The sequence below is a fragment of the Azoarcus indigens genome, assembly GCF_004361735.1.
GTDB lineage: Bacteria > Pseudomonadota > Gammaproteobacteria > Burkholderiales > Rhodocyclaceae > Azoarcus > Azoarcus indigens.
In genome coordinates this window covers 212039-231399 of sequence record NZ_SNVV01000003.1, presented here as the reverse complement: position 1 = coordinate 231399, position 19361 = coordinate 212039, and the positions used below count along the sequence as shown (strand labels likewise).

The following is a 19361-nucleotide window of genomic DNA, read 5'->3' as shown; positions in this document are numbered from 1 at the left end:
GCCGCGGCGCAGCCTTGCCGGGCGAACCACGGACGGAGGATGAAACATGACGACCACTACGGGTTCCACCATCGCCGGAACAAGCGAACAGGGCGCTGCCCGCCTCGAACGTCTTTCCGGCAGCGCGCAGGAAGCAGTGGGCCGCGTCACCGAGGCCGCGGCTTCCGCCATGCGTGACGTCGGTGCGCGGGGAGAAGAACTTGGCCACCAGTTGATGGACAAGCAGGAGGTATGGATGCAGAACGCGCGCGGCTGCGTGCGCGATCATCCTCTCGCCGCGGTGGCCGCGGCGGTGGGCGTCGGCCTGCTGCTCAGCCGCCTGCTGTCGCGTTGAGCGGTCCGGGGATGCAGGGCGAAAGAGGACCTGGCGAAGGAATGGCAGGCCGGAGAGCGGCCAGCGCCGGGGCGGCAGGAGGCAGGGCCAGCGCCGGCGAGAGCATTGTCACCCTGTTCGGCCGGGCGCGCCGGCTGGCGGGGGATTTGCTGCTGCTCGCGGTGCTGGATGCCCGCTATTCCGCACGCCGGGCGATAGAGATCGTCTGCGTGGTGGTGGTCACCTCGGTGCTGCTGGTGACCGCCTGGCTGGCCCTGGTGGTGGCCGCCAGCGGCTGGCTGCTGGGTGCCGGCGTGTCCTGGCCCATGGTGCTGATGGTGGCGGCCGGCCTGAATGTGGTGGCCGCGCTGGCCGCGGCTGCCTGGTTGCGCCGCCGGCTGGATGAACTGCCCTTCGCCGCCACGCTGCGACAGCTGCGGGGCGAGCCGGCGGAAGGAGAAACGCTGTGATCGATGGCGGGGACGTACGCGAGGCGGAGATCCAGGTGCAGGAGAGCCGCCGCCAGTTGGAACAGGCGGCGGCGGTCTGGCTGCGGGGCAAGCGGGACGCCGCTGTGTCCGGCAAGGGCCTGCTGGCGGCGGTGGCTGCCGGCTTCGTCGTCGGCGGCGTGCTGCGCGGGCGCAAGGGCGCACGCGGGCAGGGGCCGCAGCAAGTGGCGGCGGCCGGTGGCGCCGCGGCCGCTGGGGGCGGGGTGCTGGGGATGGTTGCTGGTCTGGCGATGACGCTGTTGCGCATGCGCTACGGTGATCCGCTGACGGCGGCGAGCGCCTTGCTGCTGAAGCGCCGCAGCCGCGTGGCGCAGACCGGAGCGCCCCCTCCGGGCCCTCCTGCCCGGCGCGGCCGGGTGGGATGAAGCAGGGGGGCGGTGCCTAAGGCGGGCCGGCCGCGGGCCTGCCCGGCGGCGGTAGTGAGAGCATGAACGGAAGTGAATGAGTCAGATGTTGAAAAAGAACTTTGAATGCAGCCTGCCAGGGTTTGACTGCATCTCCCCGGTCCGCAAGGGCCCGACAGAGGGACGATGCGCATACCCGACATATTCCGCCGTCTGGTAATGGGCGACACCGGGCTCTGGGCTGCAAGACTGCGCTGCGGCGCGGTGGGGGCGAGTGCCCTCATCGCGCTCTTGGCGCTTCTGGGGCTGGTCGGCTGGGTGGCCGACATTCCCGAACTGACCACGCTGGGAGCGGACTCCCGGCCGATGATGCCCAGCGGCGTCTTCATGCTGATGCTGTTCGCCCTCGGGTTGCGGATGCTGGGCAGCGAAAGGGCAGGGGAGTTGCGCTGGCCGGTACGCGGCGTCGGCACGCTGGCGCTGCTGCTCGCCGCCCTGGGCGTCGGCCTGGAGATGGGCTGGCTGCCGGAGCCCGGCACAGGCGCGCTGGCGCTGCTCAGCGAACTTGAATCCCGGCCCACCTCGGCGGGCACGGCCTGCTGCTATGGGCTGCTCGCCGCCGGCATGGTGCTGGCGACCTTGAAGGGACAGCGGGCCTGGGAGTGGTCGCAGTTCTTCGCGGTGGCGGTGGCAGGCGTGGCGCTGGTGGCGCTGGTGGGTCTCACCTTCCGCCTGGTGCGGCTGGACCTGGCCGTGCCCTCGCTGGGCATGGCCTTGCCGGTGGCGCTCGGGCTGGCGGCGGGCAGCTTCGGCCTGATGGTGACGCGGCCATCCTCCCGCCTGATGCAATTGCTGGAGCACGACTCGCCCGGCGCCGTCATCGTCCGCCGCCTGGTGCCGCTGGCAGTCTGCCTGCCGCTGCTGGCCGGCTGGCTGCAGGCCCTGGGGCAGCGCGTAGGCTGGTTCGAGAACGTGGAGAGCGAGGGCGCGCTGACGGTGGCGGTGATCGTCGCCTGCCTCACCCTCATCCTGTGGACCTCCAGCCGGCTGGACGAGATGAACCAGTCGCGCTCCCTCGCCGAGCGCCGCGAAGCCACCCAGCGCCAATGGCTGGATGCCACGCTGGCGAACATCGGCGACGCGGTGTTGACGGTAAATGACGAGTGCCGGGTGAGCTTCCTCAATCCGGCGGCGGAGGCGCTGCTCGAAGCGAAGGCGGCCGCCGCGGTTGGACGCGACGTGGGCGAGCTGCTGACGCTGGTCGACGAGGCCACCGGCGAGCCCCTGGGCGGGCCGCTGCGTACCGCCTTCTCGCGCGGCGTGTCGCTGTCGCTGGATGGCGAACCGGCGGTGCGCCGGCGCGATGGCAGCCTGCAGGCGGTTGAGGTGACCTCCACCCCGATACGCGACCACCGCGACCGCTTGATGGGCGGAGTGATGGTGCTGCGGGACGTCAGCACCAATCGCGCCCGCGCCCACGCCGAACGCGAGGCCTACGCCGCGCTGGACCGCCGGGTGGCCGAGCGCACCCGCGCGCTGGACCGCACCATGACCGTGCTGCGCGAGAGCACCACCCTGCTGCGTACCATTGCCGCCAGCACGCCGGAACTGATCGTGGCCAAGGGCCGCGACGGCCGCATCATGATGGTGAATCCGGCGGCGCTGCAGGTGATGGGGCTGAGCCAGGCGCAGGTCATAGGCCGCAGCGAGGCCGACATCTTCGGCGACGATGGCGAGACCGCCGTCTCCGCCGCCAACGACCGCCGGGTGATAGAAACCGGGCGGCCGGCGGTGGTGGAGGAGCATCGCACCATAGGGGGCATCAGCCGGACCTTCCTCGTCACCAAATCGCCGCTGCGCGACGAAGATGGCGTGGTGTTCGGCCTGGTCGGCGTGGCCAAGGACATCACCGACCGCAAGCGCGCCCAACTGGAACTGGAGCAGTTGCTGGTGGCCGAGCACAAACTGCGTGGCGACGCCGAGCGCGCCAACCGGGCGAAGGACGAATTCCTGGCCATCGTCTCCCATGAACTGCGGTCGCCGCTGAACGCGCTCAAGGGCTGGAGCCAGATCCTCTCCAGCGCGAAGACGCTGGATACCGGCCTGGTGGGGCGGGCGGCGGATGCGATCAAGCGCAACATCGACCACCAGACCCGGCTGATCGACGATCTGCTGGACACCTCCCGCATCATCAGCGGCAAGCTGGACCTCAACCTCTACCGGGTGAACCTGGTGGACGTGGTAGGCGTGGCGCTGGACCTGTCGCGCGAGCCGGCGGCGGCCAAGCAGATAGAGCTGCGCTTCGATTGCGACTACGCGGTGGTGCCGGTGGAGGGCGACTTCGACCGCCTGCAGCAGATCGTCAGCAACCTGCTCTCCAATGCCATCAAGTTCACCCCGGAGGCGGGGCTGATCGAAGTCAGCCTCAAGCAGCAGGAGGAGCATGTCGAACTGTCGGTGGCGGACAATGGCATCGGCATAGAGCCGGATTTCCTGCCCCATGTGTTCGACCGCTTCAGCCAGGCGGACACCTCGATGACGCGACGCTACCTTGGCCTTGGCATCGGCCTCGCGCTGGTGCGCAACCTGGTGGAATTGCATGGCGGCAGTGTGCGTGCGGCCAGCGCCGGGGCGAAGCAGGGCGCGGTGTTCACCGTGGTGCTGCCGCGGGCGCGCAGCGGCGCCTCGGTGAAGGGCGCCAACCCGGAAGGACCGGGGCCGGAGGCCCGGGTGCTGGATGGGGTGGTGGCCTATGTGGTGGATGACGAGGACGACGCCCGCGAAGTCATGCGCCTGATGCTGAGCAATGCCGGCGCCCAGGTGCGCACCTTCGAGTCCGGCGAGGCGCTGCTGGAGATATGGGGGACGACCACCCTGCTGCCGATGCCGGCGGTGCTGGTGCTGGACATCGCCATGCCGGGCGCCAGCGGCTTCGAGGTGCTGCGCGAGATCCGCAAGATGGACCACCTGCCCCAGGTACCGGCGATCGCCTGCACCGCTTTCACTCATCTCGGCGAGGATTGCTTTGCCGAGGCCGGCTTCCAGTCCCGCCTGGGCAAACCGGTGGAGGAAGACAGGCTGATAGACACCGTGCTGGACGTGCTCGGCCGGCGGGAAGCCGCCGGCACCTCGGCGCTGGTTTCCACCACCCAGGCGCTCGCGCGCGAAGCCTGAGCGCCCGCCGGCGCTGCCGCCCGGGCAATAACGTGTGATACATGGAGGGGCGGCCCGCCCACTCCGGCATACGGCCCCGCCCGGCTCCGCAGCCCCCGCGACGCGCCATCGAACCTGTTGAATTCTTCCACCTGCCATGCGCTCAGGCGGCTTGCCTTGCCCGTGCCCCGGTCTGCTCGGTGGCTCGCGCCTTCGGCGGGCACCCGGTTTGCAAGCGAGCCGGCATGGCTCCTTCCTATCCCGGCGCACAGACCCGTTCCTCCCACCCCGCCGCGACCGCCCGGCCGCCGGTGAAGCGTCGCGATCCCGGCGCCCATGCTGCCGGCGCCCAGGTCGAAGAGGAAGACTGCCCGCCGCCCCCGGATGAGGCCGGCAACAAGGCGGCGTCCCGTTCGCCGCTGGCCCGCGCCTCGGGCGGGGCGCGCTTCGTTGCCGGCGTGGTCGGCGACTGGATGTCCGTCGGCGGCCTGTCGATGGCGGCCTCTGTCGCCTTCTACACCGCCTTCTCCCTGGCGCCGGTGCTGGTCGTGGCCATCGCCGTTGCCAGTCTGTTCTTCGGTGTCGAGGCGGTGCAGGGACGTCTGTTCTCCGGCATAGAGACCGTGGTCGGCGGCGATGGCGCGGTGGCGGTGCAGGCAATGGTCGCCAGCGCCTGGAAGTCCGGCGGCGGCGGCTGGGCCGGTTGGCTCTCGCTGGCGGGCACCGCCGTGGGCGCCACCGCCACCTTCGCCGAGCTGAACCGCTCGCTCAACCTCATCTGGCGGGTGCCCGACAACCCGCATGTGATCACCAGCCTGCTCAAGGTGCGGCTGATCTCCTTCGGCCTGGTCGTCGGCATCGGCTTCCTGGTGGTCGTCTTCCTGATCGCGGACGCGGCGCTGGCCTATGGCAGCCGGGTGGTGTTCGGCGGGTTGGGGCTGGTGACGCTGCTGCACGCGCTGGAGATGGCGATCTCCTTCGGCTTCCTCTGCCTCGCCTTCTCGATGCTGCACAAGGTGCTGCCGGACCTGCCGGTGCGCTGGCGGGCGGCGGTGATCGGCGGAGTGGTCACCGCCCTGCTGTTCACCGTCGGCAAGCAACTCTTCGCCCGCTACCTCGCCTATGTGGGAACCGCCAATGCCTTTGGTGCCGCCGGCTCCCTGGCGGTGCTGATGATGTGGCTGTTCTTCTCCGCCGCTGTTTTCCTGATAGGCGCGCAGGCCGCCGCCAACGTGGCGCGGCGCTGGGAGCAGGCGAAGAACTACACGCCGCTGTAATTCTTGCGTGAAGACGGGCGCTGGCAGGCGTGCTTTCGCCGCGGATCCGGCGGGGAGAGCGCAAGGCACGGCGATTGCCCTCCATAGGGCAGGCAAAAGGGAAGAAGGCAGAGGAAAGCCGAGGGAAAACCAGCGCCGGAGCTGCACCTTGGGCGGCGGCCCGGAAGGGGGCGCTAGAGGGCGGCCAAGAATGGCGACGCAATCCAAGGAAACAGGAGTGGTGACGATGGGAACACGATATCCGCAGTCCCTCCCGCAGCCCGGCGGCGCTGCGGCCGCGGAGGAGCCGATACCGCCGGGGCAATGGACCGGCAGCGGGCTGGTCGGCCGCCTGGATGCCAAGTTGCGCTTCGGGGACGGCCAGGCCGCGCTCGCCGTCCCCGGTGCAGGCCGGGCGGAACTGGCCGCACCCGGTCACGGCGAGTGGCGCTTCGCCGGCGGCGGATCGGAGGATGAGGGCTATGGCGGCTTCACCAATCGCGACATTGCCTTCGACGGTCCGGATGGCGACGAGCGCTGCCCCCGCCTGGATAGCACGCTCCCGTATGGCGCTCGGCCGGCTGACTTTGCGGCCTCAGCCGAGGGGAGCCGTCCGCTGGCCCCGTGGGCCGCGCAACTGCAGCCGCCTGCACGGGCGCATGCGCGAGCTCATCCGCGAGCCCCTGACGCGGATGGAAGAACTGGACGTCAGCGACGTGAGCGCGGGGGTGAATGACGCTCGCGTCACCCTGGAAGGGACGGTGCCCGAGCGCGGCATGAAGCATGCGATCGAGGACGCCGCCCATGACTGCTGGGGCGTGAGGGATGTGATCAATCGCATTCCTGTCGCACCCCGCGCCGGCCAGAGGATGGCCGGCGGGCAGGGCGCGGGCCCGGCGGGGGCCGCCCGGCGGCTGGCCGCCGACGTGGCCCGCGGGCAGCGCAAGGGATGAGTCCGCCGCCGGCACCGCCGGTGGATGGCCATCACCCGATTGACTAATGGAGGAAACGGAAAATGGCTAGTGCATACCCCCCTCAGACTGGAAGCACGACCCGCAGCGGCGGCAACCCCGCCATCGTGGGCGCTGAAACCGACATCCCCAACGGCCCCGGCCCGGAAGTGATGGCCGCCAGCACGCTGGAAGGCGACGACGTGGTCAATCGTCTGGGCGAGGATCTGGGCAAGATCAAGGAAATCATGATCGACGTGCCCAGCGGCCGGGTGGCCTACGCGGTGCTGTCCTCCGGCGGCTTCCTTGGCCTGGGCGACAAGCTGTTCGCGATCCCGTGGTCTGCGCTGACGCTGGACGTGAACCGCAAGTGCTTCGTGCTGGATGTGGACGCCGAGCGGCTGAAGAACGCGCCCGGCTTCGACAAGGACCATTGGCCGAGCATGGCCGATACCACCTGGGCCAACGAGGTCCATGCCTACTACGGCCAGCGTGCCTACTGGCAGCCGGACCGCATGTAAGCGCCACCGGCCCCCGGTGCGCGCCAGCGTGCCGGGGCGCCCCCTGGGGCCGTGCCGCAAGGCGCGGCCCCTCCCTATGACGGCTCCGGACGAAGGGTATGGCCTTGCAGGCCGGGCCGCCGGAGCGTGACAGGAGGACGGCCATGCAAGCAGCGGATGGAGGCCAGGGCGGTAGCCACTACCTCGGCGCAGACCTGGCCCGGCAGGCGGTTTCCCTGGCCGCGCCGATGATGGAGCGCGCGCTCGCCGACCGCGAGGTCGTGGGCAGCGGCTTCCTCTACATCGTGGTGATGGACCCAGGCCGTTTGCCGGGGGAGTGCAGCTTCGAGGATGCGGTGCTCTACGAACAGGCCTTCGGTGACCGCAGCCGCTGGGATGCCGACTACGCCGCCTTTGCCCGCGCCAAGGCGAAACTGAGCTGGCGCACCGGGAGCGACGGCCGGCGGGTGCAGGAATGCCTGCCCCATCTGCTGCGTACCGGCGACACGGTACTGGCCGGCAGCGTCTGCATCGACGGCATCGTGGTGGCCGCCAGCGGCGCCTTCCCGGTCTTCGACGAAGTCTTCGCTGGCACGGTGGCGCTGTGCCTGCGGGCATTGGCGCGGCGCGCGCGGGAGGCGGAAACGGCCGGCGTGAGCCTGGGCGACGCGCCGCAATCCTGAAGCGCGGCGGCGAAGCGGGCGGAGGGGCAATGGATTTCCTGATCGCGGAACTGCTCGCCGGTTTCGGAGATGGGCACGAGGTGCTGCGCTCCCTGTTGCGGCTGGCCTTCGCCATCGTATGCGGCGCGGTCATCGGCTACGAGCGGGAGCGCATGGGCAAGTCCGCCGGCCTGCGCACCCACATCCTGGTGGCAGCCGGTTCCGGCCTGGCGGTGATCGTTGCCGAAGAGGTGGAGATGGGGCAGGACGGCGTTTCCCGCGTCATCCAAGGCCTGGTGACCGGCATCGGCTTCCTTGGCGCCGGCGCCATCCTCAAGCGCCACCACCTGCATGACATCCGCGGCCTCACCACCGCCGCCGGCATCTGGATGACCTCGGCCATAGGCATCACCGCCGGCCTGGGCCGTTTTGGCACCGCACTGGCGGCCACCGTGCTCACCTGGTGCGTGCTCTCGCTGCTGCACCGCATGGAAGGACGCGGCGACGATGTGGAGCGCACCGCCCCCACCGCCGCTGCCCTGGAAAAGGAGAGGAGCATGAACAAGCCGATGAACGAAAAACTGCCGGTGACCGATCCGGCCAAGCGCAAGCCGCAGGATTCGCATGTGGAAGACCTGATAGACGAATCCGGCGAGGAGAGCTTTCCCGCCAGCGATCCGCCGGCGGTGTCGCCGGAGAAGAAGCCGACGGAGAAGCCACCGAGCCACAACGGCCGGCCGGGGTAGTGGCCGTGCCAGTTGAAGGTGGGCGCCTGTGGGTTCCCGCGCAGGGCTACTCACGTAGCCCCGGCAAGCCGGCATGGCCTCTCATGCCACATCTGCATCAGCCTGCAGGCGGCGTCAGCCGTCGCCCCGTCCGTGGCATGGCGCAAGCACGGCCCAAAGAAAACGGCCGACCCTAAGGCCGGCCGTTCGATCTTCCCGAAAGGAAGCCTCAGCCTGCGAACGCGCTCGGCGGCACCTGGAAATCCACCGCCATCATCACGCTCAGCGCGGTGATGGTGACGATGGAGAACAGGAACACCTTGTGGGCCCACACGCGGTCGTCGGTGGCGCGCTTGTAGCCGGACAGCGCCATGCCCAGCCACCACAGGGTGGTGGCACCGGCCACCGCCAGGTAGTCGTAGCCGGCGTAGCCTTGCAGGCCCAGCATCGCGGTGGCGACCGCGAAGGCGACGATGTACAGCACGATCTGGCGCTTGGCCGCGGAGATGCCCTTGGCCACCGGCAGCACCGGGATGTTCGCCGCCTTGTAGTCGGCGTAGCGGAAGATCGCGATGGCGTAGGAGTGGGGCATCTGCCACAGGCTGAACATGGTCAGCAGGATGGCGGCGCCGGCGTCGAACTCGTTGCTGACGGCACAGTAGCCCACCACCGGCGGCACCGCGCCGGACAGGCTGCCGACCAGCGTGCCATAGACCGAGTTGCGCTTCATGTACAGGCTGTACACGCCGACGTAGATGACGAAGCCAGCGGCGGCGAAGGTCACGGCCACGGCGTTGGTGTACCAGGCCAGCAGGCCGAAGCCGGCCAGCCCGAGCACCACGCCGTGGGCGGCGGCGGCCCGTGGCGAGATCGCGCCGGTCACCGTCACCCGGTTGCGCGTGCGCTGCATCTTGCCGTCGATGTCACGGTCGATGCAGTTGTTGAGCGCGCAGCCGGAGGCCACCACCAGCGACAGGCCGGTCACGGTCGCCAGGAACAACACCGGGTCGATGTTGCCCTGGCTGGCGAGCAGAAAGCCGCCGATGACCGAGATCAGGTTGCCGAAGATGATGCCGGGCTTGGTGACCGACAGATACCGCGACAGGTAAGGGGAGAGAGTCACCTTACCGCTCCGCTCACATCATCAGCGCGTTGGCGCTGAAGATGATCCACACCGACAGGCCCACCAGCATCACGATCACCAGCGCGGTGAACAGGAAGGAGAAGGTGTTGGGCTTGCCCTCGGTGGAAAAGTCCAGGTGCAGGAAGTACTTCAGGTGCACCACGATCTGGACGATGGCGAACAGCGAGATCGCAATCAGCGTGGCTTTGCGCGACACATTGCTGTCCATGACCATCCAGAACGGGATCACCGTGAGGATCACCGCCAGGATGAAGCCGACGAGGTAGCTCTGCACGCTGCCGTGCTTGCCCTCGTCCGCATGGGCCGCGTGGGCGCCGTGGCCGGCTTGGGGATGTTGTCTCATTACAGGGCTCCCATCAGGTAGACGACGGTGAACACGCAGATCCACACGATGTCGAGGAAGTGCCAGAACAGGCTGAGGCAGGTCAGGCGCGTCATCGTGCGCGGTGCCAGGCCGCGGCGATTCACCTCGACGATCATCACGATCATCCACAGCATGCCGGCGGCCACGTGCAGGCCGTGCATGCCCACCAGGGCGAAGAAGGCCGACAGGAAAGCGCTGCTGCTGGGGCCGTGGCCGGCGGCGACGAGGTGGTGGAACTCGTAGACTTCCATGCTGATGAACACCGCCCCGAGCAGGAAGGTGGCCAGCAGCCAGCGGGTGGCGCCGCCCTTGTTGCCCTTGTGGGCGGCGATCATGGCGAAGCCATAGGTGATGCTGGACAGCAGCAGGGCGAAGGTTTCCACGAGCACGAAGTCGAGCTCGAAGATGTCCCTGCCGGAGACGCCGCCGGCGGTGTTCATGAACAGCACCGCGTAGGTGGCGAACACCGAGGCGAACAGGATGCAGTCCGTCATCAGGTACAGCCAGAAACCGAAGACGGTGCTGCCGCCGCTGTCGTGGTGTTCGTGCTCGTGGTCGTGCCCATGCGCGGCGGCATGGGCGACGTGGGATTGGATAACGTGGGACGTCATGGGGAATCAGGCCTTGGCGAGTTTGGCGAGATGGGCGCTTTCGAGGCGCTCGATCTCGGCGGGCTGGACGTAGTAGTCCACATCGTTGTCGTAGGCGCGCACCAGGAAGGCGGCGATGATGCCCACCAGGCTGACGATGGCGAGCCACCAGATGTGCCAGATGGCGGCGAAGCCACCGACCGTGGCGAAGGCGCCGATGATGAGGCCGGCCGAAGTGTTGCGCGGCATGTGGATGGGCGCGTACTTGGCCGGGCGGTCGTAGGCGATGCCCTTTTCCTTCATGTCGGTGAAGGCGTCGATGTCATGCACGACCGGCGTGGTGGCGAAGTTGTAGAACGGCGGCGGCGAGGAGGTGGCCCATTCCAGGGTGTGGGCGTTCCACGGGTCGCCGCTCTCGTCCACCAGCTTCTTGCGGTCGCGCACGCTCACGAACACCTGGATGAACTGGCACAGGATGCCGAACAGGATCAGCACCGCGCCGATGCAGGCCACGTACAGCCAGGGCGTCCAGTCCGGGTTGTCGGTGTGGTTCAGGCGGCGCGTCATGCCCAGGAAGCCGAGGATGTACAGCGGCACGAAGGCGAAGTAGAAGCCGATCTGCCAGAACCAGAACGAGGCCTTGCCCCACTTTTCGTTGAGCTTGAAGCCGAACACCTTGGGGAACCAGAAGGTGAAGCCGGCCAGGTAGCCGAACACCGCGCCACCGATGATGGTGTTGTGGAAGTGGGCGATGAGGAACAGGCTGTTGTGCAGCACGAAGTCCGCGCCCGGCACCGCCATCAGTACGCCGGTCATGCCGCCGATGGTGAAGGTGACCATGAAGCCCAGCGTCCACAGCACCGGCGAGGTGAAGTGCAGGCGGCCGCGGTAGATGGTGAACAGCCAGTTGAACAGCTTCACCCCGGTGGGTACCGAGATGACCATGGTCGCGATGCCGAAGAAGGCGTTCACGTTGGCGCCCGAGCCCATGGTGAAGAAGTGGTGCAGCCAGACGATGAAGCCCAGGAAGGCGATCACGCCGCTGGCGTAGATCATCGACTTGTAGCCGAACAGGCGCTTGCCGGTGAAGGTGGAGATGACCTCCGAGAAGATGCCGAAGGCCGGCAGGATCAGGATGTACACCTCGGGGTGGCCCCAGGCCCAGAACAGGTTGATGTACATCATCGCGTTGCCGCCGCCGTCACTCGTGAAGAAATGGAAGTCGAGGTAACGGTCCAGCGTCAGCAGGCCCAGCGCCGCGGTCAGAATGGGGAAGGAGGTGACCACCAGCACGTTGGCCCAGGTGCAGGTCCAGGTGAAGATGGGCATTTCCATCAGCTTCATCGTCGGCGCGCGCATCTTCAGCACGGTGACGAGGAAGTTCACCGCCGTCAGCGTCGTGCCTATGCCGGATATCTGCAGCGCCCAGATGTAGTAATCCACTCCGACCCCCGGGCTGTACTCCAGCCCCGACAGCGGTGGGTAGGCCACCCAGCCGGTACGGGCGAACTCGCCGACGCCCAGCGACAGGTTCATCAGCACCACCGCCGCAACCAGCAGCCAGAAGGACAGCGAGTTGAGGAAGGGGAAGGCCACATCGCGCGCGCCGATCTGCAGCGGCACGATGATGTTCATCAGGCCGAACATGAAGGGCATGGCCATGAAGATGATCATGATCACGCCGTGGGCGGTGAAGATCTGGTCGTAGTGGTCCGGTGGCAGGTAGCCGAGCGCGCCATTGGTGGCCAGCGCCAACTGGGAGCGCATCATCATGGCGTCGGCGAAGCCGCGGATCAGCATGACGAGGGCGACGACGATGTACATCACGCCGATGCGCTTGTGGTCCACCGAGGTGAGCCACTCGGTCCACAGGTAGTTCCACTTGCGGAAGTAGGTGATCGCCGCGATCAGGGCGAGGCCGCCGAGCGCGACCATGGCCAGTGTCACCATCACGATGGGCTCGTGATAGGGCACCGCCTCCAGTGTCAGTTTGCCGAACATCTGATCAAAGCTCCGTGTTGGCGGGCGCCAGGCAGATCTGCGCGCCGGGCCAGGTGTTGAAACCCAGGATTTCGCCGACGGTGCCGACGTCGTGGGTATTCATGTACTTGCCGATGATGGCGCCGAAGAGGTTCGGCGCGACCGAGGCGTAATAGGTCACCGCATGCTTCTCGCTGGGCTTGGCCAGGTCGTCGTAGGCGAGGGCGTCCAGCGTGCTGCCGGAGGTGCGCACCTTCTCCACCCAGGCCTGGAAGGCCTCTTCGCTGGGCTGGGCGATGGCTTCGAACTTCATGCCGGAGAAACCGCCGCCGCTGTAGTTGGCGGAGAAACCGTTATAGGTGCCGGCTTCGCTGGCGATCAGGTGCAGCTTGGTCTGCATGCCGGCCATGGAGTAGATCTGGCCCCCCAGCTGCGGAATGAAGAAGGAGTTCATCGCCGCGTCGGAGGTGATCTTGAAGGCCACCGGCACGTCCTTCGGGAAGGACAGCTCGTTCACCGTGGCGATGCCCAGGTCCGGGTAGATGAACAGCCACTTCCAGTTCAGCGACACCACCTCGACGTTGATCGGCTTCTTGTCCGACTCGATCGGGCGGTAGGGGTCGAGTGCATGGGTGCTCTTCCAGGTGATCACCCCCAGGATGGAGACGATGAGGATAGGCACGATCCATACCACCAGCTCGATCTTGGTCGAATGCGACCACTTCGGCTCGTAGACCGCTTCGGTGTTGGTGGCGCGGTACTTCCAGGCAAACACCAGGGTCATCACGATGACCGGCACCACCACGATCAGCATCAGCAGCGTGGCGGTGATGATCAACGACTTCTCGTCTGCCGCGACCTGGCCCTTGGGGTCCAGAATCCCTCCGCTGCAGCCGCTCAAGGCGGCTGCAGCGAGGGCTGGCGAGAGCCATCGGAGAATGTTGGGGTACTTCCTCGTTCTCATTTTTTGCCTCATGGATGAAAGGAATGCGTGGTATGGCCCGCTGCGAACGGGCCGGCGCGTGGCGGCGAAACTGCGTACGGGGACGGCACGCGCGGAATCGGGAGGTGAAGCCAGCCAGGGAACGGGCGGGAGCCGGTGGGGCCGGTGCTGAAGCTGCGGCGGTGCAGAACGTGCTGGCGGCAGCGGGCCGGAGGCAGGCCCGGGGCGGAAAAAGGGCTGTCTTGCAGATATCCCGGACGTGAATTGCCCGAGAGAAATTCGCTGCAATTCCGGTATTGCGGCCACGTTGCGGAATTGTCATCGCAACGTCCGGAAGGGAGGAGGAGACGGACCACGCCAGCAGGTCGGGGGGAGGAAAGCGCGGATACTACAATACGAGGGAGCCCGTAAGTAATGGGTTAATGCGGCGGTGCGCAATGAATATGGGTATTGGAAAATGGATAGAAAAATCCCCTTCCTCCTAAAGGCCTTTCTGCTCGGACGGGAATAAAAAGCCGTTCTTCAGAGTTTTCAACAAATTGAAAAACAAGGGTAAAAATATTTTTTCTTGAAGGAGAGCAAGATGCTTTTAGGGAGATGGGAGGAGATAGCGAAGCAATATGGCATTTACTGATATTAATTTAATTAATGAGTGGATTAAAACAAAAAATGCTGCACCATCGCAATTCTTAAAGATAGATTAAGGAAATTGCCGACAATAACCCCTCGTCTTCAAGTTCATAAAACCCTATTTCCTTTATTGGATAAAGGTTAATTGGATCGTCCGCGATTACTTGAATTGTCCCCATATTGGATGCCGCGCTGGCCGGAGGGGAGCACCGGTTTCGCCACGCAGCAGCAGGAAGAGGCCGCACCCTCCACCGGCCGTGTTCCCCGGCTTTGCCACCGCCGGCGTCCTGCCCAGGGGCGCGGGCGAACTGGTAGACTCCGCCGCTTCCTCCCCCTCCCTCCCTGAGCGCACACGGCCGTGTCCCTGGCCTTCGTCGTGCTGGGGCGAAGGGTTCCCAGTCCAGAGGCGGCGCCCGGCGCGCCGGTGAGCATGCGGTTTCCCGGTTTTCCAGTTTCCCTGTCCCTTAGGTGTCTGACGGCCTGGTCCGCCTTACCCGGCCCCGTCCAGCGTTCCTCCTTCGCCGGAGGCCGGCGATGAGCGAGAGCGAGGTCAATGAAGTGGCCAGCCCTACCGGGCACGAAGGCAGCATCCTGGTCGTCGATGACGAGCAGGGCATGCGCAGCTTCCTCGCCCGCGCGCTGGCAATGCGCGGCTACGCGGTGGAGCTGGCCGGCTCGGCGGAGGAGGGGGCGAAGAAGTTCGAGCACACCCATTTCGACCTCGTCATCCTCGACATCGCGCTGCCCGGCAAGGCCGGCATCGAGTGGCTGCAGGACCTGAAGGCGGAAGGCTTCGCCGGCGACGTGATCCTGATCACCGCCTTCGCCGACATGGAAACCGCCATCGACGCGCTGCGCGCCGGCGCGTCCGATTTCATCCTCAAACCCTTCCGCGTCGACCAGATCGCCAACGCCATCAAGCGCTGCACCGAGCGCACCCGGTTGTCGCGGGAGAACTTCCTGCTGCGCCGTCAGGTGGCCGAGAGTGCGCGTGGCGACGACGGCATGGTGGGCGCATCGCCCGCCATCGCCCGGCTGCGGCAGATCCTGCACCGTATCGCCCCCACGCCTTCGACCGTTCTGATCCAGGGGGAATCCGGCGTCGGCAAGGAGGTGGTGGCGCGGGCGCTGCACCAGTGGTCGCCGCGGGCGGAGAAGCCCTTCGTGGCGGTGAACTGTGCGGCGATTTCGGCCGAACTGATCGAGTCCGAGCTGTTCGGCCATGTGAAGGGGGCTTTCACCGGCGCCCGCGAAGCGCGCAACGGCCTGTTCCATTACGCCCACGGCGGCACCCTGTTCCTGGACGAGATTGGCGAACTGCCGCTAGCGCTGCAATCCCGCCTACTGCGGGTGCTGGAAGAACGCCGGGTACGGCCGGTGGGCGCCGAAACGGAAGTACCGGTGGACGTGCGGGTGCTGGCCGCCACCAACCGCAACCTGCGGGCGGAAGTGGAGGCCGGCCGCTTCCGCGAAGACCTGTTCTACCGCCTGGAAGTCATCACCCTGACGGTGCCGCCGCTGCGCGAACGTGCCGAGGACATCCCGGAGCTGGGCGCCGCCTTCATGCGCCAGCTCTCCATGCAGCTGGGCGTGCCGCCGCTGCCAGTGGAGCCTGAGGTGTCGGCGCGGCTGATGGCTTATCCCTGGCCGGGCAATGTGCGCGAGCTGCGCAACTTCGTCGAACGCTCGCTGCTGTTCGGCGAGTTCCCGCTGGACAGCCTGGGCGGCAGCGTGGCGGGGCGGAGCGATGCCGGCACTCCCACGCCGGCGGCCACCTCGCTGCTGCTGGACGAGGTGGAGAAGCGCCACATCCTCGCGGTGCTGGAGCAGTGCGGCGGCAACAAGACCCGCGCGGCGGAGCTGCTGGGGGTTTCGCGCAAGACGCTGGAGCGCAAGTGCGCCGAGTGGGCGGTGTGAGCCGCCTGTACCGGCGCGGCGTGCGTGGCCGGGGCTGAAGGCGGTGGCGCCATCCGCCCATGCCGGCGCCGCCGAAAGGCGCAAATGGCTTTTTTTCCCCGGCCTCGGCTCGGTGCGGGCACGCCTGCTCGCACTGGTGCTGGCGCCGCTGCTGCTGGGCGTGCCCATCCTGCTCGGTATCGTCTGGGTGTGGGGCACCCAGGGCTACAACCAGCTGCTGGTGAACAAGGTGAGTTCCGACCTGCTCACCGCCCGGCAGTACTTCGAGCGGGTGCAGGAGGGCGTGGCCAGCGGGCTGGTCGGCTTCGCTGGCTCCCACCAGCTGGCGGTGGCGCTGGACCGGGGCGTGAACGGCAGGAACGCCGGCGACGTCAGGGAACTGCTGGCTTCCGCCGCCTCCATCCAGGGCCTGGATTACCTGATGCTGCTGGACGAACATGGCCAGCCCCTGTCGGTGCAGCGGCCGCTGCCGCAGGAGTTCCAGCAGCGCACCCTGTGGCCGGTGGTGCGCGAGGCGCTGGCCGGGCGGGCCCACCATGCGCTGGCGGTATTCTCGCCGGCCCACCTGGGCGCCCTCTCGCCGGCGCTGCGCGAGCGCGCCGCGCTGACGCTGATCGCCACCCCGAACGCGCCGCCCGACTGGCGCAAGCGCGAGGAGCGCGGGCTGATGATCCAGATCGCGGTGCCGGTGTTCAACGCCGCCGGCCAGCTGCGCGCGGTGCTGGAAGGTGGGGTGATGCTGAACCGCAACCTGGGCATCGTCGACCGCATCAACGCGGTGGTGTACCAGGACACCTCCTTGCCGCTGGACAGCCAGGGCACCGCCACGCTCTTCCTCGGCGACACCCGGGTGGCGACCAATGTGCGCCTGTTCCGCGATGGCGGCCGGGCGCTGGGCACCCGGGTGTCCGCCGCGGTGAAGGAGAAGGTGCTGGGCCGGGGCGAAACCTGGCTGGGTTCAGCCTTCGTCGTCAATGAGCCCTACATTTCCGGCTATTCGCCGCTGTTCGACGACAACGGCGAGCGCATCGGCATGCTCTATGTCGGCTTCCTGCAGGAGCCGCTGCAGCGGGCGCTGTACTGGGCCTTGAGCGGCCTCTTCCTGCTCTTCCTGCTGGTGTCGGCGCTGGGTACCCTGGCGGCGGTGCGCTGGGCGCGCTCCATTTTCCAGCCGATAGAGCGCATGGCGGCGGTGATGAAGCGCATCGAGGCCGGCGAGGAGAAGGCACGGGTAGGCACGGTGGTGCGCGACGACGAACTGGGCCAGCTCGCCCGCACCTTCGACAACCTGCTGGACATGCTGGATGCCCGCCGTACCGAGCTGCAGCGCTGGGCCGACGAGCTGGACATCATGGTCGCCGCCCGCACCGCCGAGCTGGAGATGGCCAACGCCACCTTGCGGCGCGCCCACCAGCAGCTGGTGATGAACGAGAAGCTGACTGCCATCGGCGAGCTCACCGCCGGCGTGGCCCACGAGATCAACAACCCGGTGGCGGTGATACAGGGAAACCTGGAGCTGCTGCGCGAGGTGCTGGGCAAGGGTGCCGAGCCGGTGCGGGAAGAGATCCGCATGATCGACGAGCAGGCCGGCCGCATCCACGGCATCGTCGCCAAGCTGCTGCAGTTCGCCCGCCCGGGCGATTTCGCCGGCTATACCGACGCGGTGGACGTGAGTGCGCTGGTGAACGACTGCCTGGTGCTCACCCGCCACAACCTCAGCCGCGGCAATGTGCGGGTGGAGGTGATGCTGAACGCCAGCCGCAAGGTGGAGATCAACCGCGGCGAGCTGCAGCAGGTGCTGATCAACCTGATCGTGAATGCCATGCAGGCGATGCCGGAGGGCGGCGCGCTGCAGCTGCGCACCGAGGATGCCGAGGTGGATGGTGTCGAAGGCGTGCGCATCGAAGTGGAGGACACCGGCCAGGGCATCGCCGCCGAGGTGCTGGACCGCATCTTCGACCCCTTCTTCACCACCAAGAAGCAGGAAGGCACCGGCCTGGGCCTGTCCATCAGCTACGCCATCGTCACCCGCTACGGCGGCCACATCGCGGTGGAGAGCACGCCCGGCTCCGGCACTTGCTTCGCGGTGCACCTGCGCAGCCACCCCGTGTTCAGCGAGGAACCCAGCGCACCGGGTTTCGCCAACCGCTTCTTCCGCCGCGATGGGGCTTGAATGCCCTGGGCGCGACGCACGCCCGCCCCGACACGAGGCGGACGCCTGGCCTCAGGCCGCCTGCGCGGCCAGCAGCAGGTAGGGATTGGCGCCCAAGCGCTGGTAGCCGGCCTCGCCCAGCGCGAGGTCCAGCGCCACGCTGGCAAGGTCGTCCGCCACCGGGTCCAAGCTCAGGGCCTTGCTGCGGTTGAAGAGCTTCAGGTAGCTATGGCAGTCGTCGCAGGTTTCCGCCTGCCATAGCCCGCCTTCCTCCAGCGCCTGGTAGGCCACGCGGCCGGACTGGTTGCAGTGGCTGCACTGGGCGCGCACATGGTGCCAGCCGCTGTTGCAGCTGCCGCAATAGAGATAGCGCAGGCCGTTGAGCTTGTGGGTTTCCAGCACGCTGGCGACGGCGGCTCCGCCACAGGCGGGGCAGGCTGCGCTGAGGCTGGAGAAGCCGTCGGCGGAGCTGCGGCTGGCGATCACGGTGGCCACCAGCTCCAGCGCCGCGGTGGCGAGCGGGGCCTGGTCCATGTCGCCCTCGCCGAGCTTGCCGTTGATCACCCGGCCGGCCAGCGCGCTGCGATCGTCCGCGGACAGGGCCGCGAGCTTGCGCAGCGCGATCAGTGCCTGGCCATCCACTGCTGCCGCCAGCGTTTCCAGCAGCCCATCCAGTGCGCCTTGCCAGGCAGGCAGCTGCGGCAGCAGCGCGATGTCCAGCGGACCGCTGCGCTCATGGCTGAAGCCGTCGAGGCGGGGCAGGGTGTGCACTTGCGCGCCGGCGACCAGGCCGACGAAGCCCAGCCAGTCCGCCATCGGCGAGGTGGCGGCGAGTTCGGTGAGACGGTCCTGGCGGGCGGCGAACAGGGCGGCCGGCTCCGGCGGGATGAAGTTGCGCGGTTCCGGGCCGGGGACGATGGTTTGCGGGCTGAGGCTCATGAGGCTGGGGTTCTCTCGCTGCCGAAAAGGGGAGGGCAGTGCAAGAAGCGTGCGCGGGCTCCGCCTTGGCGCAAACGCCCGGGGGCCGGGGCTTGCGCTCATTGCCCTGCTGACGATGGGGATAATTTGTCGCGCCCCGCATGGACAAATTGTCCCTTATGCCTTCCGTAGTACCCCGGAAACGACCGTTCTACTGGCTTTCCGGGGCTGGCACGGATACTGCTGTCAGCCTTCCTATTCCGGATGGCGCGTGCCGCCTCTGAGCCCAGCTGAAACGGTCTGACGGCCGT

General features: G+C 67.6%; 17 protein-coding genes. 11 read left to right on the top strand and 6 right to left on the bottom strand.

Translation table 11 applies throughout. From position 1 onward, the window contains the following. Positions 1-46: 46 nt before the first annotated feature. The 9 genes from C7389_RS05405 to C7389_RS05365 all read left to right on the top strand — a co-directional run bounded on the left by C7389_RS05405 (position 47) and on the right by C7389_RS05365 (position 8433). Positions 47-334: a glycine zipper domain-containing protein gene (locus tag C7389_RS05405; protein WP_133589117.1), complete on the top strand. Its 288-nt coding sequence runs from the start codon at positions 47-49 to the stop codon at positions 332-334. 41 nt (positions 335-375) lie between these two features. Next, on the top strand, positions 376-783 hold the full coding sequence (locus tag C7389_RS05400; protein WP_133589115.1) for a phage holin family protein: 408 nt from the start codon (positions 376-378) through the stop codon (positions 781-783). Continuing rightward, entirely contained in the window at positions 780-1187 is a 408-nt protein-coding gene (locus C7389_RS05395) for a hypothetical protein (RefSeq protein ID WP_133589113.1), read from the top strand. The genes C7389_RS05400 and C7389_RS05395 overlap by 4 nt, the downstream gene beginning before the upstream one ends. A 165-nt stretch (positions 1188-1352) precedes the next feature. Further along, positions 1353-4340: a hybrid sensor histidine kinase/response regulator gene (locus C7389_RS05390; RefSeq protein ID WP_133589111.1), complete on the top strand. Its 2988-nt coding sequence runs from the start codon at positions 1353-1355 to the stop codon at positions 4338-4340. A gap of 224 nt (positions 4341-4564) precedes the next feature. Further along, positions 4565-5596, top strand: a complete 1032-nt coding sequence (locus C7389_RS05385) for a YihY/virulence factor BrkB family protein (RefSeq protein WP_162851677.1) — start codon at positions 4565-4567, stop codon at positions 5594-5596. A 638-nt stretch (positions 5597-6234) separates the two neighbouring features. Then, the gene (locus tag C7389_RS24810; RefSeq protein WP_162851676.1) at positions 6235-6528 is read left to right on the top strand and encodes a BON domain-containing protein; all 294 of its coding nucleotides are present in this window, start codon (positions 6235-6237) and stop codon (positions 6526-6528) included. 62 nt (positions 6529-6590) lie between these two features. Next, entirely contained in the window at positions 6591-7046 is a 456-nt protein-coding gene (locus C7389_RS05375) for a PRC-barrel domain-containing protein (RefSeq protein WP_133589105.1), read from the top strand. A gap of 143 nt (positions 7047-7189) precedes the next feature. After that, positions 7190-7708, top strand: a complete 519-nt coding sequence (locus C7389_RS05370; protein ID WP_133589103.1) for a hypothetical protein — start codon at positions 7190-7192, stop codon at positions 7706-7708. 29 nt (positions 7709-7737) lie between these two features. Next, complete coding sequence (locus C7389_RS05365) at positions 7738-8433, top strand: MgtC/SapB family protein (RefSeq protein ID WP_133589101.1); 696 nt, start codon at positions 7738-7740, stop codon at positions 8431-8433. A 208-nt stretch (positions 8434-8641) separates the two neighbouring features. On the opposite strand, the gene cyoE is transcribed toward C7389_RS05365, so the two are convergent. The 5 genes from cyoE to cyoA are packed head-to-tail and all read right to left on the bottom strand — an operon-like array spanning position 8642 to position 13454. After that, entirely contained in the window at positions 8642-9535 is an 894-nt protein-coding gene (gene cyoE / locus C7389_RS05360; protein ID WP_211168215.1) for a heme o synthase, read from the bottom strand. A 13-nt stretch (positions 9536-9548) separates the two neighbouring features. Next, positions 9549-9899, bottom strand: coding sequence for a cytochrome o ubiquinol oxidase subunit IV (cyoD, locus tag C7389_RS05355; protein ID WP_133589099.1), 351 nt, complete (start codon positions 9897-9899; stop codon positions 9549-9551). Further along, positions 9899-10531 carry a cytochrome o ubiquinol oxidase subunit III gene (gene cyoC / locus C7389_RS05350; RefSeq protein ID WP_133589097.1) on the bottom strand — a complete coding sequence of 211 codons (633 nt, stop codon included), beginning with the start codon at positions 10529-10531 and terminating at the stop codon, positions 9899-9901. The genes cyoD and cyoC overlap by 1 nt, the downstream gene beginning before the upstream one ends. A 6-nt stretch (positions 10532-10537) precedes the next feature. Next, the gene (gene cyoB, locus C7389_RS05345) at positions 10538-12511 is read right to left on the bottom strand and encodes a cytochrome o ubiquinol oxidase subunit I (protein ID WP_133589095.1); all 1974 of its coding nucleotides are present in this window, start codon (positions 12509-12511) and stop codon (positions 10538-10540) included. A 4-nt stretch (positions 12512-12515) separates the two neighbouring features. After that, positions 12516-13454: a ubiquinol oxidase subunit II gene (gene cyoA / locus C7389_RS05340; protein WP_133589093.1), complete on the bottom strand. Its 939-nt coding sequence runs from the start codon at positions 13452-13454 to the stop codon at positions 12516-12518. Positions 13455-14597: 1143 nt separating this feature from the next. On the opposite strand from cyoA, the gene C7389_RS05335 reads away from it, so the two are divergent. Continuing rightward, positions 14598-15980: a sigma-54-dependent transcriptional regulator gene (locus tag C7389_RS05335; protein ID WP_133589091.1), complete on the top strand. Its 1383-nt coding sequence runs from the start codon at positions 14598-14600 to the stop codon at positions 15978-15980. A 43-nt stretch (positions 15981-16023) separates the two neighbouring features. Then, entirely contained in the window at positions 16024-18153 is a 2130-nt protein-coding gene (locus C7389_RS05330; protein WP_133589089.1) for a sensor histidine kinase, read from the top strand. Positions 18154-18204: 51 nt separating this feature from the next. Here C7389_RS05330 and fdhE read toward each other — a convergent pair whose 3' ends face one another. Further along, the gene (gene fdhE, locus C7389_RS05325; protein WP_162851675.1) at positions 18205-19071 is read right to left on the bottom strand and encodes a formate dehydrogenase accessory protein FdhE; all 867 of its coding nucleotides are present in this window, start codon (positions 19069-19071) and stop codon (positions 18205-18207) included. Between the last annotated feature and the right edge of the window lie 290 nt (positions 19072-19361).